Source organism: Cereibacter ovatus, from assembly GCF_900207575.1.
Classification (GTDB): domain Bacteria; phylum Pseudomonadota; class Alphaproteobacteria; order Rhodobacterales; family Rhodobacteraceae; genus Cereibacter_A; species Cereibacter_A ovatus.
On the sequence record NZ_OAOQ01000005.1, the window covers coordinates 38,190 to 64,223 of the forward strand.

At 68.1% G+C, this 26,034-nt stretch carries 24 protein-coding genes and 1 tRNA gene; 23 read left to right on the forward strand and 2 right to left on the reverse strand.

Features of this window, described 5'->3' with window-relative positions:
- Positions 1 to 67 precede the first annotated feature (67 nt).
- The gene (gene fba / locus CRO07_RS07770) at positions 68 to 1,132 is read left to right on the forward strand and encodes a class II fructose-bisphosphate aldolase (protein ID WP_097030132.1); all 1,065 of its coding nucleotides are present in this window, start codon (positions 68 to 70) and stop codon (positions 1,130 to 1,132) included.
- A 15-nt stretch (positions 1,133 to 1,147) separates the two neighbouring features.
- Positions 1,148 to 2,524, forward strand: a complete 1,377-nt coding sequence (locus tag CRO07_RS07775) for a ribulose-bisphosphate carboxylase (protein ID WP_097030133.1) — start codon at positions 1,148 to 1,150, stop codon at positions 2,522 to 2,524.
- Positions 2,525 to 2,633: 109 nt separating this feature from the next.
- Here CRO07_RS07775 and CRO07_RS07780 read toward each other — a convergent pair whose 3' ends face one another.
- Entirely contained in the window at positions 2,634 to 3,122 is a 489-nt protein-coding gene (locus tag CRO07_RS07780; RefSeq protein ID WP_097030134.1) for a GNAT family N-acetyltransferase, read from the reverse strand.
- A gap of 247 nt (positions 3,123 to 3,369) precedes the next feature.
- On the opposite strand from CRO07_RS07780, the gene CRO07_RS07785 reads away from it, so the two are divergent.
- The 3 genes from CRO07_RS07785 (at position 3,370) to CRO07_RS07795 (ending at position 4,503) form a co-directional block, all read left to right on the forward strand.
- Positions 3,370 to 3,873: a cytochrome c oxidase subunit 3 gene (locus CRO07_RS07785; RefSeq protein WP_097030272.1), complete on the forward strand. Its 504-nt coding sequence runs from the start codon at positions 3,370 to 3,372 to the stop codon at positions 3,871 to 3,873.
- A gap of 2 nt (positions 3,874 to 3,875) precedes the next feature.
- Positions 3,876 to 4,145, forward strand: a complete 270-nt coding sequence (locus tag CRO07_RS07790) for a hypothetical protein (protein ID WP_097030135.1) — start codon at positions 3,876 to 3,878, stop codon at positions 4,143 to 4,145.
- A gap of 283 nt (positions 4,146 to 4,428) precedes the next feature.
- Positions 4,429 to 4,503, forward strand: a tRNA-Thr gene (locus CRO07_RS07795).
- A 552-nt stretch (positions 4,504 to 5,055) separates the two neighbouring features.
- Here CRO07_RS07795 and CRO07_RS07800 read toward each other — a convergent pair.
- Positions 5,056 to 5,262: a cold-shock protein gene (locus CRO07_RS07800; protein ID WP_097030136.1), complete on the reverse strand. Its 207-nt coding sequence runs from the start codon at positions 5,260 to 5,262 to the stop codon at positions 5,056 to 5,058.
- A gap of 34 nt (positions 5,263 to 5,296) precedes the next feature.
- Here CRO07_RS07800 and CRO07_RS18870 point away from each other — a divergent pair, with 34 nt between their 5' ends.
- The 18 genes from CRO07_RS18870 to CRO07_RS07890 all read left to right on the forward strand — a co-directional run bounded on the left by CRO07_RS18870 (position 5,297) and on the right by CRO07_RS07890 (position 26,029).
- Positions 5,297 to 5,731, forward strand: coding sequence for a hypothetical protein (locus tag CRO07_RS18870; RefSeq protein ID WP_204839989.1), 435 nt, complete (start codon positions 5,297 to 5,299; stop codon positions 5,729 to 5,731).
- A 5-nt stretch (positions 5,732 to 5,736) separates the two neighbouring features.
- Positions 5,737 to 6,432, forward strand: a complete 696-nt coding sequence (locus tag CRO07_RS07805) for a hypothetical protein (protein WP_097030137.1) — start codon at positions 5,737 to 5,739, stop codon at positions 6,430 to 6,432.
- Between the two features lie 107 nt (positions 6,433 to 6,539).
- Positions 6,540 to 7,004, forward strand: a complete 465-nt coding sequence (locus CRO07_RS07810) for a hypothetical protein (protein ID WP_097030138.1) — start codon at positions 6,540 to 6,542, stop codon at positions 7,002 to 7,004.
- A 27-nt stretch (positions 7,005 to 7,031) separates the two neighbouring features.
- Positions 7,032 to 8,228, forward strand: a complete 1,197-nt coding sequence (locus CRO07_RS07815; RefSeq protein ID WP_097030139.1) for a phage tail sheath family protein — start codon at positions 7,032 to 7,034, stop codon at positions 8,226 to 8,228.
- A 20-nt stretch (positions 8,229 to 8,248) separates the two neighbouring features.
- Positions 8,249 to 8,695, forward strand: coding sequence for a phage tail protein (locus CRO07_RS07820; RefSeq protein ID WP_097030140.1), 447 nt, complete (start codon positions 8,249 to 8,251; stop codon positions 8,693 to 8,695).
- A gap of 1,442 nt (positions 8,696 to 10,137) precedes the next feature.
- On the forward strand, positions 10,138 to 10,923 hold the full coding sequence (locus tag CRO07_RS18625) for a hypothetical protein (RefSeq protein WP_097030142.1): 786 nt from the start codon (positions 10,138 to 10,140) through the stop codon (positions 10,921 to 10,923).
- A complete protein-coding gene (locus tag CRO07_RS18630; RefSeq protein WP_097030143.1) occupies positions 10,920 to 12,416 on the forward strand; it encodes a phage baseplate assembly protein V in 1,497 nt (498 codons plus the stop codon). Before CRO07_RS18625 ends, CRO07_RS18630 begins: the two co-directional genes overlap by 4 nt.
- Positions 12,417 to 12,419: 3 nt before the next feature.
- Positions 12,420 to 12,767 (forward strand): hypothetical protein, encoded by a 348-nt coding sequence (locus CRO07_RS07840; RefSeq protein WP_097030144.1) that lies wholly within the window; start codon positions 12,420 to 12,422, stop codon positions 12,765 to 12,767.
- 9 nt (positions 12,768 to 12,776) lie between these two features.
- Positions 12,777 to 13,181 carry a GPW/gp25 family protein gene (locus CRO07_RS07845; protein ID WP_097030145.1) on the forward strand — a complete coding sequence of 135 codons (405 nt, stop codon included), beginning with the start codon at positions 12,777 to 12,779 and terminating at the stop codon, positions 13,179 to 13,181.
- Complete coding sequence (locus CRO07_RS07850) at positions 13,174 to 15,699, forward strand: baseplate J/gp47 family protein (protein ID WP_097030146.1); 2,526 nt, start codon at positions 13,174 to 13,176, stop codon at positions 15,697 to 15,699. The genes CRO07_RS07845 and CRO07_RS07850 overlap by 8 nt, the downstream gene beginning before the upstream one ends.
- Positions 15,686 to 16,210 carry a phage tail protein gene (locus CRO07_RS07855; protein ID WP_176504512.1) on the forward strand — a complete coding sequence of 175 codons (525 nt, stop codon included), beginning with the start codon at positions 15,686 to 15,688 and terminating at the stop codon, positions 16,208 to 16,210. Before CRO07_RS07850 ends, CRO07_RS07855 begins: the two co-directional genes overlap by 14 nt.
- A 3-nt stretch (positions 16,211 to 16,213) precedes the next feature.
- Positions 16,214 to 17,377 (forward strand): Stk1 family PASTA domain-containing Ser/Thr kinase, encoded by a 1,164-nt coding sequence (locus tag CRO07_RS07860; protein WP_097030148.1) that lies wholly within the window; start codon positions 16,214 to 16,216, stop codon positions 17,375 to 17,377.
- Between the two features lie 40 nt (positions 17,378 to 17,417).
- The gene (locus CRO07_RS07865; protein ID WP_097030149.1) at positions 17,418 to 17,903 is read left to right on the forward strand and encodes a hypothetical protein; all 486 of its coding nucleotides are present in this window, start codon (positions 17,418 to 17,420) and stop codon (positions 17,901 to 17,903) included.
- 240 nt (positions 17,904 to 18,143) lie between these two features.
- Positions 18,144 to 20,054: a trypsin-like serine protease gene (locus tag CRO07_RS07870; protein WP_097030150.1), complete on the forward strand. Its 1,911-nt coding sequence runs from the start codon at positions 18,144 to 18,146 to the stop codon at positions 20,052 to 20,054.
- A complete protein-coding gene (locus tag CRO07_RS07875) occupies positions 20,051 to 20,962 on the forward strand; it encodes a S1 family peptidase (protein WP_204839990.1) in 912 nt (303 codons plus the stop codon). The genes CRO07_RS07870 and CRO07_RS07875 overlap by 4 nt, the downstream gene beginning before the upstream one ends.
- A 53-nt stretch (positions 20,963 to 21,015) precedes the next feature.
- Positions 21,016 to 22,257 (forward strand): hypothetical protein, encoded by a 1,242-nt coding sequence (locus tag CRO07_RS07880; RefSeq protein ID WP_141400045.1) that lies wholly within the window; start codon positions 21,016 to 21,018, stop codon positions 22,255 to 22,257.
- Position 22,258: 1 nt separating this feature from the next.
- Complete coding sequence (locus CRO07_RS18635) at positions 22,259 to 24,478, forward strand: peptidoglycan-binding protein (RefSeq protein ID WP_204839991.1); 2,220 nt, start codon at positions 22,259 to 22,261, stop codon at positions 24,476 to 24,478.
- Positions 24,479 to 24,706: 228 nt separating this feature from the next.
- Positions 24,707 to 26,029, forward strand: a complete 1,323-nt coding sequence (locus CRO07_RS07890; RefSeq protein ID WP_097030153.1) for an ABC1 kinase family protein — start codon at positions 24,707 to 24,709, stop codon at positions 26,027 to 26,029.
- The last annotated feature ends 5 nt before the right edge of the window (positions 26,030 to 26,034 follow it).

Consider the following 26,034-nt stretch of genomic DNA (forward strand, 5'->3'; position numbering starts at 1 on the left):
GCGCTGCCCCCCGGACCCCCCGGGATATTTCGGCCAGAATGAAGGGCCGACAGGCAAGGATTTCCACATGGCACTGATCACGCTTCGCCAGCTTCTCGACCACGCCGCCGAATATGGCTATGGCGTTCCCGCCTTCAACATCAACAACATGGAGCAGGGTCTTGCGATCATGGAGGCCGCCCGCGCCTGTGACGCGCCGGTGATCATCCAGGCCAGCCGCGGGGCGCGCGGCTATGCCAATGACATCATGCTGGCCAAGATGATCGAGGCGCTGGCCGCGATCTATCCCGAGATCCCGCTGTGCATGCATCAGGACCACGGCAACAATGAAGCCACCTGCATGACCGCGATCCGGCACGGGTTCACCTCGGTGATGATGGACGGATCGCTGAAGGCCGATGCCAAGACGCCGGCGGATTACGACTACAACGTGGAGATCACCGAGCGGGTGAGCCGGATGGCGCATTGGGTCGGCGCCTCGGTCGAGGGCGAGCTGGGTGTGCTGGGCAGCCTTGAGACCGGCGAGAGCGAGGCCGAGGACGGGCATGGCGCCGAAGGCAAGCTGGATCACAGCCAGCTTCTGACCGATCCGGATCAGGCGGTCGATTTCGTGAAGAAGACGCAGGTGGACGCGCTGGCCATCGCCTGCGGCACCAGCCACGGCGCCTACAAGTTCAGCCGCAAGCCCGATGGCGAGATTCTGGCCATGTCGGTGATCGAGGCGATCCACAAGAAGCTGCCCGACACCCATCTGGTGATGCATGGCTCGTCCTCGGTTCCGCAGGAGTTGCAGGACATCATCAACGAATTCGGCGGTGCCATGCCGCAGACCTTCGGCGTGCCGGTCGAGGAAATCGTGCGCGGCATCAGGATGGGCGTGCGCAAGGTCAACATCGACACCGACTGCCGCATGGCGATGACCGGCCAGTTCCGCCGCATCGCGCAAGAGAACCCGTCCGAGTTCGACCCGCGCAAGTTCCTGAAGCCCGCGATGGATGCGATGCGCGACCTGTGCAAGCTGCGTCTGGAAGCCTTCGGCACCGCTGGCAATGCCGGCAAGATCAAGGTGATCCCGATGGACGATATGGCGAAACGCTATGCCAGCGGTTCGCTTGCGCCGAAAACCGCCTGATCGAAAGGACAGATCATGGACCAGTCCAACCGTTACGCCCGGCTTGACCTTCGCGAAGCCGATCTGATCGCAGGCGGCCGTCATGTGCTGTGTGCTTATGTGATGAAGCCGAAGGCCGGCTATGGCTATCTCGAGACGGCGGCCCATTTCGCCGCCGAAAGCTCGACCGGGACCAACGTCGAGGTCTCGACCACCGACGACTTCACCCGTGGCGTCGATGCGCTGGTCTATGAGATCGACGAGGCGCGCGAGCTGATGAAGATCGCCTATCCGGTCGAGCTGTTCGACCGCAACATCATCGACGGCCGGGCGATGCTGTGTTCGTTCCTGACGCTGACGATCGGCAATAATCAGGGCATGGGCGACGTCGAATATGCCAAGATGCACGATTTCTACGTGCCGCCCTGCTATCTGCGGCTGTTCGATGGCCCGTCGATGAACATTGCCGACATGTGGCGGGTGCTGGGCCGCGACGTGCGCGATGGCGGCATGGTGGTGGGCACCATCATCAAGCCCAAGCTCGGCCTGCGCCCGAAGCCCTTTGCCGATGCCTGCTATGAATTCTGGCTGGGCGGCGACTTCATCAAGAACGACGAGCCGCAGGGCAACCAGACCTTCGCGCCGCTGAAAGAGACGATCCGTCTGGTGGCCGATGCCATGAAGCGCGCGCAGGACGAGACCGGCGAGGCCAAGCTGTTCTCGGCCAACATCACCGCCGACGACCATTACGAGATGGTGGCGCGCGGCGAATACATCCTGGAAACCTTTGGCGAGAACGCCGACCATGTGGCTTTCCTGGTCGACGGCTATGTGACGGGTCCGGCGGCGATCACCACCGCGCGGCGCAGCTTCCCGCGGCAGTTCCTGCACTATCACCGTGCGGGCCATGGGGCCGTGACCTCGCCGCAGTCGATGCGTGGCTATACCGCTTTCGTGCTGTCGAAGATGTCGCGCCTGCAAGGGGCCAGCGGCATCCACACCGGCACCATGGGCTACGGCAAGATGGAAGGCGAGGCCGCCGACAAGATCATGGCCTTCATGCTGACCGATGACGCCGCGCAGGGGCCGTTCTACCATCAGGACTGGCTGGGAATGAAGGCCACGACGCCGATCATCTCGGGCGGGATGAACGCGCTGCGTCTGCCGGGGTTCTTCGACAACCTTGGTCATTCGAACGTGATCCAGACCTCGGGCGGTGGCGCCTTCGGCCACCTCGACGGCGGCACGGCTGGCGCCAAGTCGCTGCGTCAGGCGCATGATGCGTGGAAGTCGGGCGTGGATCTGGTCACCTATGCCAAAGGCCACCGCGAACTGGCCCGCGCCTTCGAAAGCTTCCCGAACGACGCCGACAAGTTCTACCCCGGCTGGCGCGAGGCGCTGGGGCGCGGCTGATCAATCGCACGAAGAACGCCCCCGGCCCGTCAGCCGGGGGCGTTCTTCGGCGGTAGGTTCCGGCCTCGGGTCTGTTGCCTTTGCTGCAAGCCACAGCCCGGCCGAAAGATCAGAGCCCTCTGGTCATGAACAGGCTGTTCGGGTCATCGCGATAGTCCGCAAACGGGGGGCAGGGGACAAAGCCCGCGGCGGCGTAAAGCGCGCGGGCGGCGGCGAAGGCGGGCTCGACGCCGGTTTCAAGGCTGAGCCGCACAAATCCGGCCGCGCGGGCCTCGGCCATCAGATGGTCAAGCATCCGGCGGGCCAGCCCTTTGCCTCGGGCTTCCGACAGGATGTGCATCGACTTGATCTCGGCATGGGTCGGGTCGATGGCCTTGATCGCGCCCATCCCCAGCACGCTCTGGCCTTGCCGCAGGCTGAAGAACGCCACGCCGGGCACTGCAAGCTCTGCCGGATCAAGGGCATGAACGCTTTCCGGTGGCGAGCTTTCCCACATCAGCGTCAGGTGCCGCTGGAATACTGGCCGCAGTTCGGGGGCAAGCGGGTCGTCTCGCCGGATGACCGGGCTGTCTTGTGGGATGGTGGCGATGTTGGCCATGGCAAAGTTTTCCCCCTTCTCGACAGGCTCGGACCTTGCCGGGCGCGTTCCCATGTTAGGCGGCGCCTTGCATGAAGGCCACGGGGGATTTCGGGGCCAGCGCCGAATGCCCCCCCCGCGGTGCCAGCGCCTGCCCGATAGGCGATGTGCTTGTCGTGGCGCAACGTCTGGCCGGCAGAGTCCGCGCAAGACTGCGGCCATGCACACGTCGTCACCCCCCGCGCCCGTGCCTCCGGGCGATCTGCTGATGTGGATCCTGATTTTGTCGGAACTGCTGGTGTTCGGCGCGGGTCTTGCCGCCTTCCTTGCCGTTCGTCTCGGTGATCCCGAAGGGTTCGCCGCGGCGCAGGCGCAGCTTCACCGCGGGCTTGCGGGGGTCAATACGCTTGTTCTGGTTACCTCGGGGGCCTGTGCGGCACTGGCGACACGGGCGGCGGCATTGTCACGAAAACCCGTGGCGCGACTTTGGCTGCTGGCGGCGGGGGCGTTGGGGGCGGTCTTTCTGGGCATCAAGGCCACCGAGTTCCGCGACCTTGCTGCTTTGGGCTTTTCCACCGAGACGCATCCGTTCTTTACCTTTTACTACCTGTTGACCGGCTTTCATGCGGCGCATGTTGCGGCGGGTCTGCCGCTGTTCCTGATTGTCAGCTGGCGTTGCTGGCCGGCCGGCGTCGAAATGGCGGCTGCGTTCTGGCATATGGTGGATCTGGTCTGGGTGCTGATCCTGCCCGTCATCTATCTTCTGAGGTAGACATGGGCGGTCGCGCGATCCTGAAGACATGGCTGGCGCTTCTGGTGCTGTCGGCGCTGTCGACGCTTTACGCCGAGCGTCCGCCGCAGGGCGACGCGCTGGCTGTGGGGGCGGCCGGGTTGCTTTTGGTGACGTTGGCGAAGGCGCGGGCGATCCTGTCGGTCTATCTGGGGCTTGCGGTGGCGCCCGCATGGCAGCAGGGCGCGACGCTGGTGCTTCTGGCCTATCTGGCGCTGCTGGGGGCGCTGTATCTGGCGCCGGTTCTGGCGTGACCGGGCCGGGTGGCCGGCGCGGCCGCGCCTTGCCCTTTGGCAATCCGGAAACCGATCCTGCGCCCGCAGATGCGCGTCGTGCCGCTGAAGGTCAAAGAGATCCGGCCGTGGTCGGTCTGTCCCGTGCCGGGCGCCTTGAAGATCGCATCCCACCCGGCGGGCAAAGCCTGCAATGGGCCGTTGCCTCAGTTTCGGGGTTGCGGGCGATGGCCGCAACTCGTCATCCGGAACTTCAAGATAGCCTTGCCCAACAAAACCGTGTCGTTTAAACAGACGACGCGTCGCCCTCTTAGCTCAGTCCGGCCAGAGCAACCGCCTTGTAAGCGGTAGGTCGTCCGTTCGAATCGGACAGGGGGCACGCGCTGGCCAATGGCTGGGCGGCATGAAATCCGTGAAACTGGTCCCTTTATGGCATCGCGGTGCAGATCCGGTGCGGCCGGGGGGGGCGCATGTCGGGCTTGTAAGCCTCGGCGCAAGAAATGCTGTTGCGCAGGTGATCTGCCCCGTGATTTTCCCGCGCTTGCGATAAGGCTTGGGCGTGGTGAGGGGGCGATGGTCTTCGCTTCCGTCCCTGTCCCTGCCTAGCCGCGCCGTCGCAAGGATCTTGCCCGAGGGCGGCTGGACGCTGGTGGGGCAGGTGGCCGGATCATGGGGCGCGCGCATTGTCGGCGGCATCGGCCATGCGGTTCGCGATCGTGCCATTCGCAGGCTTGACCATGATGCGCGGGCAATGCGGCGACAAGACCCCGGGCATCGCGCGCCGGGCCGGTTTGACCATGATGTGCGGCAATGCCCCTGCCGTTGGCCGCTGCGCTTTCGCGCCATACCGAACGGAGACATTCACGATGTTGCGGCGTTCAAATGCAAAAGGCCGGCACGAGGCCGGCCTTTTCATCGTCTGTCGATAATCTCAGGCGAGCGCGAGGTTCGTCGCCGACTCACGACCGTTACGGTCGCGTTCCAGATCGAACGTGACGGCCTGACCGTCGTTCAGCTGACGGATGCCGGCCCGCTCAAGCGCCGACACGTGGACGAAAACGTCCTTCGAGCCGCCTTGCGGAGCGATGAAACCGAAGCCTTTGGTGGCGTTGAACCATTTCACGGTGCCGTTGGCCATCGTGATATTCCTTATCATGACTGCCGCTCACAGAATGCAGCGACTTGGCAAAGCTGAAGATCGAGAGCTGAGCCGTCAGGAACAGGTTCGAAAACAAGAGTTGCCTGACCCATATAGACCATCCCCGACCATTTTGGGAGACTTTCTCGCCGCTTATCGGAACAAATCGCGTTACGCCTTGAAACGGTTGCAAATTATTTCTCTTTGCGGCGATGCGATGGTGCGGGTTGTGGCAGATTCAGGGGCGATCCGTGGCATCTTCGGGGCGCGCGGGGTCGCGGACGCACCCTTGCGATGCCTGATCGCGCCGTTTCCCGCCCGACGCCATGACAAGGCCGGCGTCGTGTCCCGCCTTCGGTCCGGGCAGACCTTACGGCCGGGGCCGATCCTGGTGGCCCGTCCGTGCAACCCTGGCTTGTCGGGTTGGCCTGCCGGCGGTATGGTCAAAAAGGCGCTTCAGGGTCGGTGAACCGGATGGACGCGGCGAAGATCGGCATCTTCTACCTTGGCCTGTTCTGCTTCGCGCTTGCGATCGTGGGCGAGTTTTCCCTGGGTCTTGTGCTGGGCGCCATGGGCAGCGCCAGCGCCAGCGCCGACGCAGCGCCGGGGCTTGGTATCCGGATGCTGGGGCTTCTTGACCTGGCACTGGCCTGGACGCTGCTGCTGATGGCGGTCGAGATGGTCCGGCCGATCGGACCGCTGGCGAAGATCCAGGGCTTTGTCACCCTCGTCCTGTCGTTCTTCGGGATACTGGGCGGGATCGCGCTGATCTTCACCACCCTTGCGCTGCTGATCCTGATGGTCTCGCTGCTGCTGGCGATTCCGTTCGGCACCATCGTCTACATGGCGACATGGGCCGATTTCCCGGCGGGATATGCGCGCGGTGCGCTGGCGCTGCTGATGACATTCAAGCTGATCGGCACCGGCCTTCTGGTGGTGGCCAGCCCGGCGCTGATCCGCAACAAGGGGCTTCTGGTCTTGTTGGTGCTGTCCATCGGGCTGACCTTCCTGACCGGGCTGCTGATCGGTTTCGTTCCGGGGGTGGTGTCGGCGATTGCCGATGCGATCGCGGCGCTGATCTCGGCGATTGTCGGCACGGTGTGGATGCTGGTGCTGCTGATCGGTGCGCTTGGGTCGATCCTGCGCGCGATCCGCAGCACTGCGACCTGATGAAGCATGTCCGGCAGGTCGCAAACGGCGCGTGCAACGCAGACGGGAATCGGTTAATCATAGGTTGAAGATGCACGCGTAATCTCCGGATTTTCGGAGTCGTTTCAATGACGGTCGATGCGCTTATGAATTGGGTGGGGCGGCAGGCGGGAACCGTTCCGGTTCATCTGCGCACCATGGGCGACGAGCAGCCCGAAGGCGTCATTCTTTCGCTGCTGGCCGTCAATCCGCTTGCCTCGTTCGAGGCGAACGCCTTGCGACTTGAACTGACCTACCGCCTGACGGTGCGCCTGGCCGATCCGGTCGCCGCCCATGATCTGCTGTGCGCCATCGCCTTCGCGGCGATCGGGGCGCCGGATCTGCCCGCGCAGGATGGTGTGCGGGCGCGGGCCCTGGAACTGCTGACCCCGGCCGAGGCCCGCCTGCGCCACGGCCCACCCGCCGAGCCGTGCCTGCACCTTGTCGTCACCCTCGAGCGTGCGCGCGAGGGCGCCAAGGCGCTTCCCGTCAGGGAGCGTGTTCTTCACACCACCCAGACCGTGCCGCGCCGCGCCGCGGACGCAGAAAGATGACCCCGAAGCCAAGGGAGGATCGCCGCGATGCCCGAGTATCTGACACCAGGTGTCTATGTCGAAGAAGTGGCCATGGGCGCCCGCCCGATCGAGGCGGTGGGAACCTCGACCGCGGCGTTCCTTGGCCGTGCGCCTGACGCCACCGCCCGCGTGGGCGAGGCGGTGGCCGTCAACAACTGGCGCGATTTCCTGCGCCAGTTCGGCGGCGAGGCCCCGGTTTCGACCCCGCTTTCCCACGCGGTCGCGGGCTATTTCCTGAACGGCGGTCGCCGCGCCTGGGTGGTCAACACTGGGCCGGGCGACAAGTTCGACGACGGCCTGCGGGCGCTGGCCGCGGTGGATGAGATCGCCATCGTCGCAGCCCCCGGCCAGACCTCGCCCGCGGTTCAGGATCTGCTGCTGGGCCATTGCGAATTGCTGGGGACGCGGTTCGCGATCCTTGACGGGCCGGCGGAAGCCGCGGATCTGTCGCTGCTGACGCGGGTGGCGACGCTTGCCGCCCCGGCCGCCCCTGCGGCGGCGGAAGGCGAGACGCCGAAAGAGGGCAAAGAGGCCAAGGGTCAGCGCGGACTGCGCCCGCGCGAAAGTGAGCGCGGTTATGGCGCGGTCTATTTCCCGCATCTGGTGGTGCGCGATCCGTTCGATCCGGCCCAGCTTGCGACCGTGGCGCCCTCGGGTCATATCGCGGGGATGTTTGCGCTGAACGACAGCCAGCGCGGGGTGTTCAAGGCGCCGGCCAACATGGTGGTGCGCGGTGCGCTGGGTCTGTCGCAGCGGCTGACCGATGCCGAACAGGGCGTGCTGAACCCGCGCGGCGTCAATGCGATCCGCATGTTCACCGGGCGCGGCATTGTGCTGTGGGGGGCGCGCACGCTGGCGCCGGCCGCCGGCGAATGGCGCTATGTGCCGGTGCGCCGGCTGTTCATCATGGTCGAGGAAAGCATCCGCCGCGGCACGCAATGGGTGGTGTTCGAACCCAATGACGAACGGCTGTGGAAAAGCATCCGGCGCGATGTTGGTGCCTTCCTCATGCTGTTGTGGCGCGACGGGGCGCTGCAAGGGGCAACGCCCGAGGAAGCGTTCTTCGTGAAATGCGACGCCGAGACCAACACCCCCGATGAGATCGCCGCCGGCCGTGTGGTGATCGAGGTCGGCCTTGCCCCCGTCCGCCCGGCCGAGTTCGTGATCTTCCGCATCGGCCAGACCAGCGCCGAAATGTCCTGACGCCCTGGAAGGAGCACGCCATGCCAGACACTCAGACCGCCCGTGCCGCAGACCCGATGCGCAACTTCCAGTTCCGGCTGGAAATCCCGGGCGTGGCCCAGGGCCATTTCACCGAAGTCAGCGGGCTTGGCGTCCGCGTCCATCCGATCCGCTACCGCGAAGGCGGCATCGGTCAGATCGTGCGGACGATGCCGGGCCCGGTGGATTACTCCGAGGTCACGCTGCGTTATGGCCTGATCCGCGACCGCGAATTGTGGACCTGGATGCAATCGACGATCCAGGGCCGGATTGAACGGCGCAACATCTCGATCATGATGCTCGATACCGATGGCGCGACCGAGACGCTGCGCTGGAACCTGTTCAACGCCTGGCCCTGCGAATGGCAGGGGGCGCCGCTGGATGCGATGGGCCGCGATGTGGCGGTCGAGCTGTTGCGCATCTCGTTCGACCAGATGGAGCGGGCCTGACCGATGACGGCGCCGGGGCTTCTGCGTCGGATTCTTGCGCGGGCCCTGCTGCGGCTGGCGCGGATGCTCGACACGCCGGAAGCCGAGGCCACGACCCGCGCGGCCCGGCTGCGGGCAAGGTTTCCCGACGCGCCCGAGGTCTGGATCGCCGCAATTGCGGCCCTGGGAGAGCCGGTCGAAGGCCCGCTGCCTGCCGCCCGCCTGCCCCGGCGCGACACTGCGCCGGCCCTGCCGCACCCCCCCCCGTCGGTGACGGATCTGCCAGTGCCCGGGTTGCCTTTTCCCGATCGGCCGTTGTCCGATGTCCCGTTGCCCGACCTGCCCGCGGCTGGACAGTCCGTTCCAGGCGCGCAAGGTCCAGACCTGTCACCGCCGGCGCGCCACGCACCGCCCCGACCTGCGGCAGTCCAGCCCCCGGCTGTCGGGCCTCTGTCGCACCTGCCCCTGCCGCGGGACGGTGCAAGGTCTGGCCTGGGTCCAGATGCGCTGACGCCGCCCGGACCTGCTCTTTCGGGGCCGCTCGCACCCCATCCTGCGCGACCCGCCCCCTCGCGGCTGGCGTTTGATCGCAGCCCGGCCGCGCCATCCCCTCCGGCGCCAGCCGTCGCGCCTTCGCCATCCGCCCGCCCGGCCAGGCACCCCGCCCGGCCGGCGTTTTCCCACAATCCTGCGCCGGTGCCCCCGAACCCGACGCAGGTGCAGGCCGTCCCGCGGGATGTCCCGCCCTCGCCCCCCCCGGTCCCGGTGGCGCAGGAACCCCCCGCGCTGCGCCCTACCGTCTGGCTGCCCTTGCCGGGCTCTGTCCGGCAGGATCGCCTGCCAGTGCCCGTGGGGCCGTCCGCGCCGGACAGGCCCCCGCCGCGGGTGCATCAGGGCTGGCCCGCGCCGCAGGCGCCGGTCGCCCGGCAGGTCCACCCTCTGGCCGAAGCGCCCGTTCCCGAAGATTCCGCGCCGCCGCTGGCGCCGGTCCCGCCAAGGCCCTGGCCTGCGCGACTGGCGACAAGGCCGGTCTTTCATCCGCCACAGCCGCCCGCGGATCCCGTGCCGCCTGTCGTGGCCGGGCGCGAACCGCGGCCCCCCTCGGCCGGGTTCGGTCCCGACCTGCCGGCGCAGGGGCGCGGTGCTGTCGCCTCGCAGCCCTTGCCGATCCGGTTGGCGGCCGCGACCGATGCTGCCGCCGCTTGGGTCGCACTGCCGGCGTCTGACCTTCCGGCGCCCGATCGCCATCGGGCGCCGCCCCGCTATCGCGACCGCGTTGCCGCGCTGCCGATCCCGGATCAGTCCTCCTGGCCCGCACTCGACACTCGGCACGATACGGCCAGTGGCCCCGCCGATCCTGCGCCCCGGCCCGCGTGGCCCGCACTTCCGCCGCCGCTGGCGCCAGCCGTGCCGCAACCCCCCGGCCGCCGGGCCGACCTTCTGCCCGATCAGGAGGCCCGCGGATGGAGCGCGTGACCTTCCTGATCGAGGCCACCGGCGCGCGGGTGTCGTGTCTGCTGAACCCCGAAAGCCTGACGCTGACCCGCCGCGCCGGCCTGCGCGAACGGTCGGGGCGGGGCGGGGCGCTGACCGGGGCAGGGGGCAGCCATGATCCGCTGATCGCCACCGGCGGCGGGGTGACGGAACTGGATCTGCATCTGCTGTTTGACACCGAACTGGCGCGAAGCCTTGATCCGCGACCGGCGCTGACCACCGCCACCGGCGAGGGCGACACGCCCGCCCCTGCGCGGCCCGAACCCGATGTGCGCGACCTGACCCGGCCGCTGGTGGCGCTGGCCGAACCCGGACAGGGCGCCACGGCCGAGATCCGCGGCACGCCGGTTGCGCGGTTCATCTGGGGCCGGGCGTGGAACATGCCTGTCGTGGTCCTTGCCGTGGCCGAACGGCTGGAACGCTTCGGCCCCGGCGGGGTGCCCGGCCGGTCGTGGATGAGCCTGCGGTTGCGGCAGGTGCCCGAGGCCGAGACGGCCGCCGCTGGCCCGGTGCCGCCCGCCCCGCCACAGATCGGCGACACGCCCGAGACAGCACCCGAACTGACCGCGGACGCGATCGAGGCGGTGGCCGATGCGGCCGGGCTTCCCACAACCCCGCTTTATCTGGCGGCGTTCTGGCTGACCGGCCGCCCTGAGGACTGGCCCGCCATCGCCGAGGCCAGCGGCATCGAAGACCCGCTGCGGATCGAGGCGGGCACCGTCCTGACCGCCGCCAGACCCGAGGTCTCGCCATGACCGCCGCCCTGACCCCGCGCCCGCGCCTGCTGGTTCTGATCGACGGGACCGAAATTACCCCCGCGCTGGCGGCCGCCCTGTCCGAAACCGTGCTGCGGCAGGGCCTTGGCGCCTCAGCGGCGCTGGAGCTGACCTTTGCCGATCCCTTGGCCGCTGACGGCCTGAAGCCGGGGCTGTCGGTTGCGGCCCTGATTGACGGCCGGGCGGTGTTTTCCGGCCGCATCACCCAGCTTCGCGAAGACAGCGGCAGCGCCGGCCGGACCGTCCACCTTGTGGCGCGTGATGCGATGATCCGGCTTGCGCGGCGTCAGACGCTGCGGGCGCTGGCCGATGTCTCGGCCGGGGATGTGGCGGCGCTGCTGGCCGCCGACCTTGGCCTTGACAGCCTGAGCCTCGAGCCCACACCGAAGCGGACGCTTGTTCTGCAACATGAACAGACCGATCTTGATTTTCTGGCTGATCTGGCGGGGCAGGCCGGGCTGTTCCCGATCCTGCGCGACGGCCGGCTGATGTTGATGTCGCTGGCCGGGGATGGCGACGAGCCGATCCCGCTGGTGCTGGGCCGGAACCTTCACGCCTGCGAGGTGGCGCTGGCGGCCGACCGCTGGCTGGATGGCGGCACGATCCACAGCCGCGATCCGGTCAGCCTGAAGCCGCGCGCCTCAAGCCTGACGCTGGCGCGGCAGGACCGGGTGGTGGACATGCACGACCCCGGCGCCGATCCGCCCTCGGGGCAGCGGATGCTGCTGAACCGGCTGGCCGCAACCGATGCCGAGGCCGAGGCGATGGCGCAGGCCACACTGGACCGGGCCGCGGCCGACACCGCGGTGGCCGAAGGTCTGGCCGAGGGCAACGCCGACCTTCAGCCCGGCCGGACGGTGATGGTCGATGGCGTGCTGCCGGCGCTTGCGGGGGGGTATGTCGTGACCCGCACGCTGCACCGGCTGTCGGCCTCCGAGGGCTATGTCACGGAATTTTCCACCGAAGCGCCGCGACTGCGGCCGGCGCCTCGGACGCCGATGGTGGCGTTGGGGCGGGTGTCGGATGATGCCGACCCCGACGGTCTGGGCCGTTGCCGGATCGTGCTGCCGGATTTCGGCGATCTGGATGCCGGCTGGATGGCCAGCATTGCGGCCGGTGCCGGTCGGCGGCGGGGGGTGGTGGCGCTGCCCCTGAAGGGCGACGATGTGCTGGTGCTGTTCCCCGAGGGCGACCCGGCGCGCGGCTTCGTTCTGGGGGGGCTGTTCGGCGCGCAGACGCTTCCCTCCGGGGCGGCGCGCAGCCCGCACGGGATCGTTCTGCGCAGTCAGGGCGGGCAGATCCTTGACCTTGGCGGCGGAGGCGGCGCGTTGAAGATCGCGACCTCGGGCGGCAGCCTGCTGGAAATGGGCCCGGATGAGGTGCGGCTGGCGGCGGCCGCCGATCTGCTGATCGAGGCGCCAAAGCGGACCATCACGATCCGGGCCGGCGCGATCCGGTTCGAAAGGGGGTAGGCGATGCCGAATGTCCTGACCGAAGCGGCCCATCTCAGTTGCGCCCATGGCGGGCGGGTGGGCCTTGCCGCCTCGCAGGATCTGGTGCGGATCGGGCGCGTCCCGGTGCTGGTGCGGCCCGACCTGCTGGGCCGGCCGATCGCGGCCTGCCCGCATGCGACGCCTTCGACGCCGCCCTGCCTTCAGACGGTGGTGGTGGATGACGCCGCATCCTATTCCGGCTTTGTCACCATCGACGGCCGGCCGGTCGCCAAGGCCACGGCACAAGGGCGCACCGACTGGAGCAAGCTGGGCGTCGTGCCCTTCGGCGTCGATGCCGCCGGGCAGGATTTCGTCAGCGTAAGCGAGTAGGAGGCGACGATGACGGCCTTGCAGGGATGGCTTTTCGCATCACCGGGCGGCCCGGCGCTGACGGCGGGCGGGGGCGTGGCGACGGTCACGGGGGCGGCGCTGATCCGTCAGTCGCTCATGCTGCTTTTGGGGACGGTGCCGGGCGAACGGGCGATGCGGCCGGATTATGGCTGCCCGCTGGACCGGCTGGTGTTCGCGCCGAACGATGCCACGACCGCGGGCCTTGCGATCCACTATGTCCGGCAGGCGATCCGCCGGTGGGAGCCGCGGATCGAGGTGTTGCGGCTGGATGCCGGCCCCGACCCGCAGGGCCCGCCCGAACGGCTGCGGATCTGGCTGGATTATCGCATCCGCCAGACGGTCGAGCGCGGCACTCTTGGCTTCACACTGGATCTTGGAGGGGCGGATGCGTGACGATGACCTGATCGATCGCCGCCGCTTTGCCGATCTTGTGGACGAGGCGACCGCGATCATCCGCGCCCGCTGCCCCGACTGGACCGACCTTTCGCCGGGCGATCCGGGGGTGACGCTGCTGGAAGCCTATGCCTGGCTGACCGAAACCATGCTTTACCGGCTGAACCGCCTGCCCGCGCGGCTGCATCTGGAACTGTTGCAGCTTCTGGGCGTGGCGCCGCTGCCGGTGGCCGCCGCCGAAACACTGCTGCGCTTTACCCGCAGCGGCGAGGATCTGCCGGCGCTGGACTGGCCCGCCGGGCTTCGGGTGTCCGACCCCGAGGGCAAGGTGGTGTTTTCCACCTGCCGCCCGTTGAACCTTGCGGCCGGCGCGACCGTGGCCGAAGTGCCCGCCGTTCACGCCGAGCCGGTCGAGGGCGAACTTCTGGGTGTGGGCACCGGCGAGGCGGGGCGCAGCTTCACCCTGCGCCGCGGTCCGCTGCCGCGCCCGCTGGCGGTGGCCGAAACGCTGCGCATAGGCGTCGAATGGCAAGAGGGCGCATTGCCCGAAACCGCCCGCACCATCAGCCTTGATGGCCGCGTGTTCCTGCTGTGGGACGAGGTTCCGGGCTTTCGCCCCGGTCTGCCGCGCCGCGCCTTTATCGCCGATCGCGCGGCGGGCCGGATCAGTTTCGCGCCGCTGTCGGGTGTGATCCGCACCGGCGAGGCGGCCGGCTTCGAGATCCCCGCCCGCGGTGCCGAGATCCGCGCCTGGTATCTGGCGGGTGGCGGCCGGGCGGGCAACGTGGCTGCGCTGACGCTGACGCAGTTGCGCCAGCCCGTGCCGGGGCTGAGCGTGACCAACCCCTCCCGTGCCACCGGCGGCGAGGATGCCGAAACCCCCGCAGCCTTCGTCCTGCGCGGCAGCGAGGCGGTCCGGATGCCCGAATCCGCCATCACCGCCACCGATTTCGAACAGGTGGCGCTTGCCGCCGGCGGCGTCGCCCGCGCCAGCGCCGAGGCTGAATCCGCGCTGTGGTGTTTCGGCCGGCCCGGCGTGGTCGAGGTTCGGGTGGTGCCGCAGGCCCAGCCCGATCCCGAAAGCGGTGCGCTGACGGATGCGATGCTGGCCGCCCACCGGCAGGAACCGCTGCGCGCCCGGATCGAGGCGCTGCTGGATGCCCGCCGTCCGATCGGGGTGCGGGTGGCCGTCCGCTGGGCGAAATGCCGAAGCATCGCGGTCGAGGCGCGGATCGCGGCCTCGCCCTCGGAAGACCTGAAGGCGCTGGAACAGCGGGTGACGCGGCGGCTGAACGCGCTTTTGTCGCCGCTGGGGGGCTGGCCCTTTGGCAAGGCGGTGCGGATCTCGGACATCTACGAGGCGATCCTGTCCGAACCCGGCGTCCGCTATGCCGAAGGCGTCCGCCTGTCGACCGATGACGGGCCGGAGGGCGCGGTCAGCCGGCTGGTGGCCGATCCGCACCAGCCGCGGACGCTGCACGCCCTGATGGCCGACGGGCTTTACCGCTCGCTCGACGATGCGCAAAGCTGGGAACGGGTGGCGTCCGAAGACGGCGCCCGCCCGACCGTCATCGCCACCGACCCCGCCACGCCCGGCTTTCTTGCGCTGGCGCTGGAACGCGAGGGGGGCCAGACGGCCATCCGCGCCTCGGGCAGCTGTGGCGAGGCGTGGGAGGATCTTGAGGTTCTGCCCCGGCCGGTCCATGGCCTTGCCGTCATCCCGCGCGACGGGCGGCGCTGGCTGGTGATCGCCGGCCCCGAGGGCTGTCTGCAACGCGATCTTGCCGCGCCGGGCGTGATGCCGACCGAGGTCGCGCCCGGACTGGCAGGGTTTTACGCGGTGGCGAGCGCCACCAATGCCGCAGGCGTTGCGTTCGTCGCGCTGGCCGCGCGGTCGGGCGGCGGGGTGTGGCTGTCGTCGCGTGCCGGCGCGAACGGCAGCTTTCAGCTTCTGCCGGGGTCGCAGGATCTGGATATCCGCGCGCTGGCATTCTCGCGCGAGGGGGGGCAGTTCTGGTTGTGGGCTGCGGTCTGGTCCGAAGCCGGGCAGGCGGGGACCGGGCCGATGCGGATCGCGGTCCGCGCGGACGGGCTGGACCCGCTGGGCTGGCAACGCTTTGCCGAAGGGTGGAAGGGCGGATCCTGCCTTGGGTTCGATGTCGCGGGCGGGCAGGTTGCGGCGGGCACGCGGGATGCGGGTGTGCTGATGCTGGATGTGGCGATGGCCAAGCCTGTCTGGCGCGCGGCGCGGCTGACATCGGGGCTGCCGATCGACGCGGACCGCGCGCGGCTGCTGCCGGTGTCGGCGGTGGCGCTGCGGCCCAGCGGGCGCACGCTGCTGGCCGGCACCGCGCAGGGCCTGTTCCGGGCCGAACCGGCCGAGCTGACCTTTGCCCGGATCGAGGGCCGCCGCTTCTCCGACCGCCTGCCGCTGCCGCCGGGCTGGCTGCCCTGCGCCGGAAGCCACCGGCTGCGGTTTGGCGCGGATGCCGCGGAGGATGCCGATGCAACCGGCTGAAATCGCGCTACTTCTGCCCGAGATCTATCGCCGTGACCTGACCGATGGCACGGTGCTGGACGGCCTGCTGCATGTGATGTCGGCGCTGCATGGATCCCTGGAACAGGCCATTGCGGACCCGTCGGTTCTGGTCGATCCCCGCCGCGCTCCGGATCGGCTGGTGCCGGTTCTGGCGGCCTGGGTCGGCCTTGGCTGCTACCTGCGCACCGACCCCGGTCAGGACCGGCCCACCCCGGCCGATCTGCGCGAACTGGTGGCGGTGGCCGCGGCGCTGGGTCGGCGTGGCGGCTCTGCCGCGACGCTGCGCCGCCTGCTTGAGACCGCCACCGGCATCGACGGCTTTGCCATCGAGGAAAGCCAGGATCGTCCGTTCCATTTCCGCGTGCTGATGCCGCCCGCGGCCCAGTCCCGTCTGGATCTGGTGCTGCATGTCATCGCGACCGAGAAACCCGCCTTTACCACCTTCGAACTGGTGTCGGTCCTTGATGCCGACACGAACCCAGGGAGTTGACCAATGCCTTCCTTCCAGATCACCGAAGCGCCCTCTCGGCTTGAACTTGGCAATCCCGACGCGGGCGGGCTGACGCCTCCGGGCAAGGCCACGTTCCTTGTGCGCAACATGGGGCCCGCGGCGCAGGTGGGGCGGATCTCGGTCGAGCCGCTGGAGGGCGCGCGTGCCGACTGGTTCCAGATTGCGGGGGCGCCGGCGACCTCGCCCGGCCGGACCGAACGCGATTTCGTCTATGGCGGCAATCAAAGCGTCGAGGTGACGGTGCGCCCGCCGGCCGGGGCGCCTGCGGGCAATTTCGGCTTTCGGCTGCGCGTTGCGTCCGAAAGCGATCCCGATACCGATTATGTGCAGGGCCCCTCGGTTGCCTTCACGCTGAAACCCGCGCCGGTGGCGCCGCCGCCCGCGCGGCGCATCCCGTGGTGGATCTTTGCCGCGGCGGCGGCGCTGACCGCGGCGCTGGTGGGGGTGGGGGTGTTCCTGTTCGTGATGCGGACCCCCGCCACCCCGATGCCCGCCGGCCTTGTCAGCCAGCCCGCCGAGATCGCCGCCTTCCGGGTCGCGGAAATCCCGCGTCCGGTCAGGTTCACCCTGTCGCGGCAAGGGACCGAGGTCGCGCTGTCGGTGCTGTCCACCCAGCCCGCGGAAGGCGAGGGGGTGGACGAGGACGCGGTGGTGGATCTGACGGTGCGCAGCCCCGACGGGCCCTGCGCTTCGCTGATCTGCATGTTCCCCGGCGCCGAATTCCCGCCGGATGTGGTCAGCGCGCTGTCGGCCGAGGGCTTCGATGCCCGCTTTGCCCCGGCGCTGACGGTGGTTGAAAGCCGGGTCCAGTTGGATGCGGCCAAACTGTCCGACATCAAGAACGCCCAGCCCCCCGCGGCGATGGTGCGGCTGCCGCGGCTGACCGGGCTGACCGTGACGCAGGTCAAGCAGACGCTGAGCGACCTTGGACTGGGGATGGAGCTGAACACCGTCACCGACGGCCCCGAGGATGACGTCGTCCGCCGGACCGAGCCGCAGGCGCCGACCAACATCGCCGAAGGACAGATCGTCAAGGTGTTCTACCGGCCAAAGCCCTGCACCTCGCCGCGCTGCCTGAAGATTGACCGTGTGCTGATCGCGCCCAAGGTGATGGACAAGTTCGAGTTGAGAACCATTCAGCCATGACCGTGGCAGCGTCTGATCCTTCGCACAGGCGGGATTGTCCATGCGCAAGGGGCTGATCGGGCTGGCGTTGATCGGCCTCTTGTTTCTGGGGCTGATGCTGTTTGCGCCATCGGGCGCGGACAAGGGTGAGCCGCCGAACTGGACCCGATCCCTGGGTGATCTTCTGGGCGGGTTTGCGCCGCGGGTGCGCAGTCTGGGCGGCCAGACCGAGATCGTGCTGGAAAGCGACGCGACCCGCCGCGTCGCCATTCCGGCGGCGCCCGATCAGAAGGTGCGGCTGCTGACCCTTCGGCATCTGTCGGGCGGGGCGGTGGTCGCGACATTCACCTGCAAGCCTACGGCCAAGGACCGCTGCGACCCTTCCGAGGCCACCGGCTGCCTTGGGCTGCCGCTGGATCCGGCCTGCGAGGAACAGGTCAAGGCCAAAGACCGCGGCCAGGAGGTCTCTTTCACCATAGGCCCGGGGGGCGGGACGCTGGACCTGCGATCGACGTCTGCCGCCAGTCGGCTGGGGGTGGCGCAGTGATCGGGTGCCGGCGGTGCGGGGAAAGGGCGATGGATCGGCGGTTTTGCCAATCCGTCCCGAAGACTGCGCGTTTTGGCGCGGATTGAACGAATCGACAAAGGGTGCCACACTTTTTGGTGAATTTTCTTGCAGATAAGTCGCGCAGGGCGGGTGCGTCCTGTCATCGGTTAAGGATCTTGTCGGCACCCGGTCCGGGTGGTGCCGTCTTTCGTTCGTCCCACGATCACGGGGGATCGTCCCATGCCCATCGTCACAGCTTTCCGGTTCAAGGCCGCCTTGATCGCGGCAATCTGGCTGTTTGCGGCCCTTGTCGCCGCCGAAAGGGCCAGTGCGCAGGCCAGCCTTGTCACCTTCGACGACATCAAGCGGATCTCTCCGACCGCGCGGGATGAATATGCGCAGGCCATGGTCGATGCGGCGCCGCTGTTTGCCAAAGCGGGCATCAACACCCGCCTGCGGATGGCGCATTTTCTGGCGCAGGTGATGACGGAAACCGGCGGCCTGAAGCGGCTGGATGAAAACATGAACTATTCCTACAAGACGCTGATCCGCGTGTTCAGTCGGCGCACCATCTCGGATGCGAAGGCCCGCCAGATCGCAGGCAGGCCGGTCGAGATCGCGAACTGGGTCTATGGGGCGCGGCTGGGCAACCGGGGCCGCACGACGCAGGACGGCTGGAACTATCGCGGCTCGGGGTTCATCCAGTTGACCGGGCGCACGAATTTCCGGCTGCGCGGGCAGGAACTGGCCCTTCCGCTGGAAGACGATCCGGAACTGGCGCGCAAGGCCGATGCGGGGCTTCAGGCGGCCATCGGCTACTGGACCTCGCGCGGGATCAATGCCGCGGCCGACAACAACGACCACCGCCGCGTCCGTATTCTGGTCAACGGGCCGGCCGCGCATGGGTTGGATCAGGCACGGATTCACTTTTCGCGCGTATGGACGCGGGTGTTTGCGGCCAAGCCGCCGTCGCCGGGCGAAGTCGCCGTCGAGATGACCGAAGCGATGCCGTCCGAAGCCGATCTGTTCGACAACATCCTGATCGGCGGCGGCATCCTGTCCGAAGATGCGCTGGCCACCGAAGCCGGCGCCGCCGAAGCCCGCGCCGAGGCGCTGCGCGAGGTGCAGCGCGATCTTGGTCTGCCCGAAACCGGCGTGCTGGACGAGGCGACGCAAGACGCGCTGCTTGATCCGCGCGAATGGCGGCATCTGGACGAGGGCGAGGCGCAGGCCGCCGAGGCCGGTCCCGATGCCGAGCGCAGCGTGATTTTCCCGATTGCGGACGGGGGCGGGCAGACCGCGGCCACAGCGGCCCTGATGCCGGAACCCGGCAGCGGTGCCATCGTGGCCGATCCGAACCTGCCCGAAGCCGAGCGCCAGTCGCTGGGCCGTGCCAGCGGGATCTATGCCCGCTATGAAATGGGCGATGCCGACATCGATCCCGAAACCTTCACGCCGTTCTCGGTGATCGGTCAGGACGAGCGCGTGGCCGTGACCGAGACCGTCTCGTATCCGGCGCGGGCCGTGGTGCAGATCCTGTTCGAGACCGCTTCGGGATCGCAGCGCATCTGCACCGGGGCGATGGTCGGGCCGCATACGGTGCTGACGGCGGGGCATTGCCTGCACAGCGGCACCAGCACCGGCCAGCTTTACCGCAACTTCCGCGTGATCCCCGGCCGCAATGTCGGGGCGGGTCCGTTCGGGGCCTGTCGCGCCACCCGGGTTTTCGTGCTGGCCGGCTGGACCGGCGCGCAGACCGGGGACGAGGCGCGCTATTACGATCTGGGCGGCCTGCGGCTTGACTGCGAGGTGGGCCGGGCCACCGGCTGGCTTGGCGTGCGGGCGCTGGCCGATGCCGAGACCGGGATCGAGACGGTGGTGCATGGCTATGCCGCCGACCTCTCGCCGCCCGGCCGGCAGTGGATCAGCCGCGACCGGCTGCATATCCTTTGGGATCTCAAAGGCTTTTACCAGAACGACACGTTCGGCGGCACCAGCGGATCGCCGGTGCTGGCGGGGGGCGCGCCCGATACCATCATCGGCGTGCACACCAACGGCCTGCATGGCGAAGAGCCGTGGGCCTCGTTCAACGCCTTTACCCGGATCACGCCCGAGCGGCTGGCCCGGATCAGGGACTGGATCGGGGAATGACCATGCAGGGCTTCCGATGTGCCGTCATCGCGCTTGCGATTGCCCTGCCGGGGCCGGGCGCGATGGCGGATGTGGTGGATGAGACGACGGTCTATCTGGAATGCACCGCGGGCGGCGTGACCCACCGCGGCACCGGGGTTGTGGTCAGCCCCAAGGGATTGGTGCTGACCGCGCAGCATGTGGTGCCGAAGGATGCGGCCTGCGTCGGCTCGATCGGGCTGGCCGATCCCAACACCGCCAGCCGGATGATCGTGCGGCCGACGAACCTTCCCGTCGATGCGGCCCTGCTGCAATTCGCCCGCCAGCAGCCCTATGCCTTTGCCGGCTACTGCGATCTTGAAGACTGGATGGTGCGGCGCAAGATTTTCGTTGCGGGCTTTCCCGGCAATACCGAAACCGGCGCCCCGTCCTATCGCGAAGGCGTGCTGTCGACGGTGCTGCCGAATGCGGCCGGACTGCTGGAAACCGACGGCCAGACCGTCGCCGGAATGAGCGGCGGGCCGGTGTTCTCGAACAATCTGGCCGGGATCGTCGGCATCGTGATCGGCGCCAAGTTCGACAGTCTGGGCACCGTCAGCTTTTACGGCATCCTTCCCGCCTCGGCCTATGCGCAGGCTTTCGGCCTGACCCCCAGCGCAAAGCCCTGCTACCATCAGCACCGCGAGGTCGATTTCACCGATCCCCGCACCGGCACCTGGACGGCGACATGGAAGGCGGGCGATCCACCGCTGCCGCTGGGTGTGCATGAAGATGAAGGGCTGTGTTTCCTTGCCGGTGTGGGCGGGCTTTTCAACGACGCCGAGGATACGGCGCGGGTGGACCGGGTCGACGGGCAATACCGGCTGACCGGGAACAACAGATCGGGTGGAAGCCACAGTGCGGTTGCGCGATGCATCTGGTTCGAATGACGGGCAGGGCGCATGGCCCTATGCGCCGCGGCCCTGTCGCATGGGGTGCGGCTGTGCTGTTGGCGTCGGGTCTTGCCGTTTCCGCTGCGGCACAAACGCCTGAAAACAGCGCCGAGATTCTGGAACGCGCCACCGAGGCGGTTTTTCATATCGAGGTGACGGGCACCCCCTCGGACCCGGCGAACCCGACGCAAGAGGCCGCCCGTTCCGGCAAGGCCTTCGCCATCGGGCCGGAGATGCTGGTCACCGCGTTGAATGTGGTGGGCGACGAAACCGAATGGATGCTGGCCCGCACCACGCGGGACGAGGTGACACGCGCGGTCCGGCCGCTGTCGCGGACCGTTCAACTGACTGATGGCCGAAACTTCCGCATTCCGTCCGGCGATGTGCTGGTGCTGGCCGCGCCGGCGCGGGCGGTGGATGCGGCGGGCATCATGGTGCCGGACCTGAAGCTGAAGGATTACTTTCATTTCAGCATGTGCGATATCGTCGAGGGGCAGCATTACAGCGCCCTGATGACGACCTCGCAGCAGCCGGGGGATGCGCGCTCGGTCGAGAGGCTGGAACTTGTGCCGCTGATCGCGGCGGGATACCGCCCGGGCGACTATGGCGCGCTTTACCTGTTTGAATCCGAAGGCGCGCCGCCCTTCGCGCCGGAACCCTGGGGTCACGGCGGCTCGCCGATCCTTGATGCCGACGGCAATGTGGTCGCGCTGATTTCGGCTGTGACGGTGACCGGCGGCGGGCCGATTGTGCTGGCCACCCCGATCAGCCCGCTGTTTCCGGGCCTTGGCCCGATGCTTGCGCGCGAACCCGAGAACGCGGCCGCCACACAGGCGCAGCTGAAATGTTCGATGGTCGATGCGGTGCGGCAGGTGCGCAACCAATTGAAAAGCCATGCGATATGGTCGATCGCGCCGCGCCCCGCCGATAACCCCGACGAAGTTGACATCGTCTTTGAATATGACAGCGCCATTGATCCGCCGAACATCTCCAGCATCGAGGTGCGCTATATGTTCTTTGGCACCGAGGTCGAGGGCCTGCCTGCCGGCCGTATTCCGCATCGCCCCGCCGCCGAGGATGTGATCACCCTGCGGCCGAACCCGAAAGAGCCGCGGACCTTTGTCACCTCCGAGATCGCGCGGGTGGGGCGTGTCAGCGTGGCCAACTACGTCAAGCCCGGCAATGGCGCGATCGAGTTTGTCCGGCTGATGATAAAGGCCCACCTGACCACCGGCGAGATCGTCGAGAACCGGACCAAATATTACGATATCCAGTGGAGCGATCTCGATTAGCATGTGGGGCAGGACCATCACCCGATTGTCGACATGGCTGTGGGCGGCGGCTGTGGTCTGCTGCACGGCCGCACTGGCCGAAACGCCGGTTCTTCTGGATCGCGTCCGGCCGTTCGATCTGCCGGTCGGTCTTGATCGCATCTATGGCGGCGGGGCGGATCTGGTCGTGGGCACCAGTCAGGCCGAGCGTCTTGTGGTGCTGATCGATGCCCGCGACGGGCGGGTGCTGGCCCGGCAGGATCTGGGCGGGGTGCCACATTCGGCGGCGACCGCTGCGGTGCCCTCGGCGCCGGGGATGGTGTCGGTGGCGGTGGTGATCGCGCAGGAGGGCGGCGGCTTTGCGCTGCGGTTGTTCGCGGCCAATGCCGCCCGGGGGTTCGTTGCCGCCGATGCGACCAAGGGGGGCCTTGCGAAAGCCCTGCGCGATCCGGGGGTCAGCTTTCTGCCCGCCACAGTTGAAAAGGGCCGGCCCGGCACGGCGCTGGTGATCTGGGATCGCGCCGACCCGCCCGGATCGGGGCAGATTCTGGTGCTGCGCGGCGGCGCGGGACGGCCCGTCGCCCCCGATGATCAGCCCCAGCACATGATCCCGATCGGATCGCCCGAATGGATGCTGGCGCTGCATCCCCCGGCCGGGCGGGCCACGGTGATCGATGCGTTGACCGGCGCACGGCATGACAATGTGCTGATCGAAAATCTGGGCGATGGCCCGCCCGAGCAACTGGCGCTGTTCGTTCCGGCCGAGGTCCATGGCGGCACCGGGGATGCGCTGATCGCGAACGGCAGCAGTGGCCAGTTGATCGCGTTGACCGTGTCGCCGGGCTATCCGCCGCTGCTTGACCCGCCGTTGCGCATCGGACTGAACGCGCTGCGCGGCGACCGGCCCGAAGGGTTCATGCCATGGATTGCCGCCGACAGGGCGCAATCGCTGATCGTCGTCGGCGCCAGCGGCAGCCCGTCGATCCTGATCCTGCGGCGGTTCCGGGGCGGGATCGAGACGCTTGCCAGCGCCTCGCTGGTCATGCCGGTCCGCGACGGGGTGACCTTGCAGGGCCCACGCCCGATCGACCGCGAGCATTTCGCCCTGCTGGGCGCCGATGGCCGGCAGCTTCTTGTCCTTGATCTGCAAGAGCTGGGGGTCAGTTTTCAGGAAAGCCTGCCGATGCCCGAGCCGCCGCCTGCGGTCACCGCGCTGCCCCCGCCGCCTCTGCCCGGGGGCGCGTTGGAGCCGCGGCCGATGCTTGATCCGGCCGACACCCGTCAGGTTCAGCGTGTTCTGGGCGCACTGGGCTATCCGGTCGGCAGTATTGACGGCATCATGGGGCAGCGGACCACCGCCGCCATCCGCGCGTTCCAGTATGACCGGAAGCTGGAAACCACCGGCCTGCTTGACGATGCGACGGTTGCCAAACTGACCGAGGGGCTGCCTGTCGGCCGGAAGTCCGCGCTTGACCGCGCGGTGAAAGAGTATGCCGCCTTTCTTGCGGGCTTTCCCGATGCACGGGCGCTGGCCACGCGCATCCTTGCGCCAGAGCCGTCGCAGGAAGACCCCAATCACCCCTGCTTTGGGTTGAATGACCTGCCTCCGCCGCAGCTTTGGCCGAATTCGGTCAAGGTCGTTCAGCTTCTGCGCCGGCTTGAGGCTGATCTGGGCACACGGGTTCACATCATCTCGGCCTATCGCACCCCGGCCTACAATCGGTGCAGCAACTATGAACCGGCATCCGAGCATCAGAATTTCGGCGCGATCGACATCCGGCCGGCCGATGGTCCGCCCACCGATGAAGGCTATCTGCGGTTGCAGACGGCGCTGGAGCAGCTTCAGGCCAAGGGGCTGACGACGGTCAGGCTTTATTGCTGCCTGAACGGCCTGCATGTCGAGCCGCTGATCGGCGCGTGGCACGCGGCGATCGCCTCTTATCCGGCACGGGAAAGCGGATGCCGGCTGGCGCGCGACGATGCGGACGAGTTCGCCCGGCTGCTTGCCGGAACGCCATTGCGCGGGCGCGAGGTGATGGTGCTGCGTATGCCGGCCTCGTCGGTCTACACCGTGACCATCGATACCGGCAACGACAAGGCCGCCGCCCGGAACGCCGCGGATCTGATCCGCGCCCTGTCGAAGAAAAGCATCGATCGCCGGACCGGCAAGGATGCGTTCGTGATTCAAGGAACGGGTCTGGCCACGGATACCGATTGCCTGCACACCCGCGTCATCAACTAGCCCGGCCCGGCGCCATCCGGCCAGCCATGGCCCCCCTTCGGACAGGTGCGGCGCGGGCGCCATCCCCGCCCGCGCCGATTTTGCCCCTTTGTGACGCGATCACAGTCACCCGCCACGTCTTGCGTTAAGGCTTCCGCTTGCGAACCCGCCCCGGCCTTTCGCCGGGGGATGTCCTGCCCTATCTGAATCCGCGACGGCCACCCCGCCGTCGCATGAAGGAGCCCTGACGTGCCGCACCGCAAGATCGAGTCGAAAGCCCTTGCCGTTCCAAGTTCCCGCCTGTCGCGGCTGGCCAAGCTGGGCGGTCTTGCCTCGGGGATCGCGGGCAATGTCGCGGCGGAAGGTGCGCGGCAACTGGTGCGCGGACAGCGGCCCAACATGGGCGCGCTGCTGCTGACGCCGGCCAATGCGATGAAGGTGGCCGATCAGCTTGCGCAGATGCGCGGGGCGGCGATGAAGGTCGGCCAGCTTGTGTCGATGGATGCGGGCGACGTGCTGCCGCCGGAACTGGCGCAGATCCTGGGCCGGTTGCGGGCCGAGGCGCATCACATGCCGGGCCAGCAGTTGAAAAAGGTGCTGACGGATGCCTGGGGGCCTGACTGGTTGCGCCGGTTCCAGAAGTTCGACGTCCGGCCGATCGCGGCGGCCTCGATCGGGCAGGTGCATCGGGCGGTGACCCGCGACGGGCGCGATCTGGCGATCAAGGTGCAATACCCCGGTGTCCGCCGCAGCATCGATTCCGACGTGGACAATGTGGCGGCGCTGATGCGGATCTCGGGTTTGGTGCCGCGTGGCATCGATCTGGCGCCCATGCTGGCCGAGGCCAAGCGGCAGTTGCACGAGGAAGCCGATTACGAACGCGAAGGCCGCTGCCTTGCCCGGTTCGGAGAGTTGCTGTCGGACAACCCCGCCTTCCGCGTGCCCGCGCTGCATGCCGATCACACCACGACCTCGGTTCTGGCGATGTCCTTTGTCGAGGCGGTGCCGGTCGATGATCTGGCCGAAGCCCCGCAGGCCGAGCGTGACCGCGTGGTGACGCTGTTGATCGATCTTCTGTTCCGCGAACTGTTCGAGTTCCGGCTGATGCAGACCGACCCGAACTTTGCCAACTATCGCTATTCGCCGGCGACGGGGCAGGTCGTGTTGCTGGATTTCGGTGCGACCCGCGCCTTTCCCGAAGGCTTTGCCGATCTTTACCGCGGGCTGTTGCGGGCCGGTTTTGCCGGCGACCGCGATGCCATCCGTCGCACCGCGCGCCAGATCGGCTTTCTGGCCGAGGACACGCCCGAAGGGCTGGAACAGGCGATGCTGGCGATGTTCGAGATGTCGCTGGAACCTTTGCGCCAGAAGGGGGCGTTCGATTTCGGCGCCTCGGATCTGCCGGTGCAGATGCGCGACGCCGGCATGGCCATGGCGGCCGAGCGCGACCATTTCCGCATCCCGCCGATGGACACGCTGTTTCTGCAACGCAAGTTCGGCGGGATCTATCTGCTGGCAAGCCGGCTGAAGGCCAGGGTCGATCTGCGCGCCCTGATCGAGCCTCATCTGTGACCGCC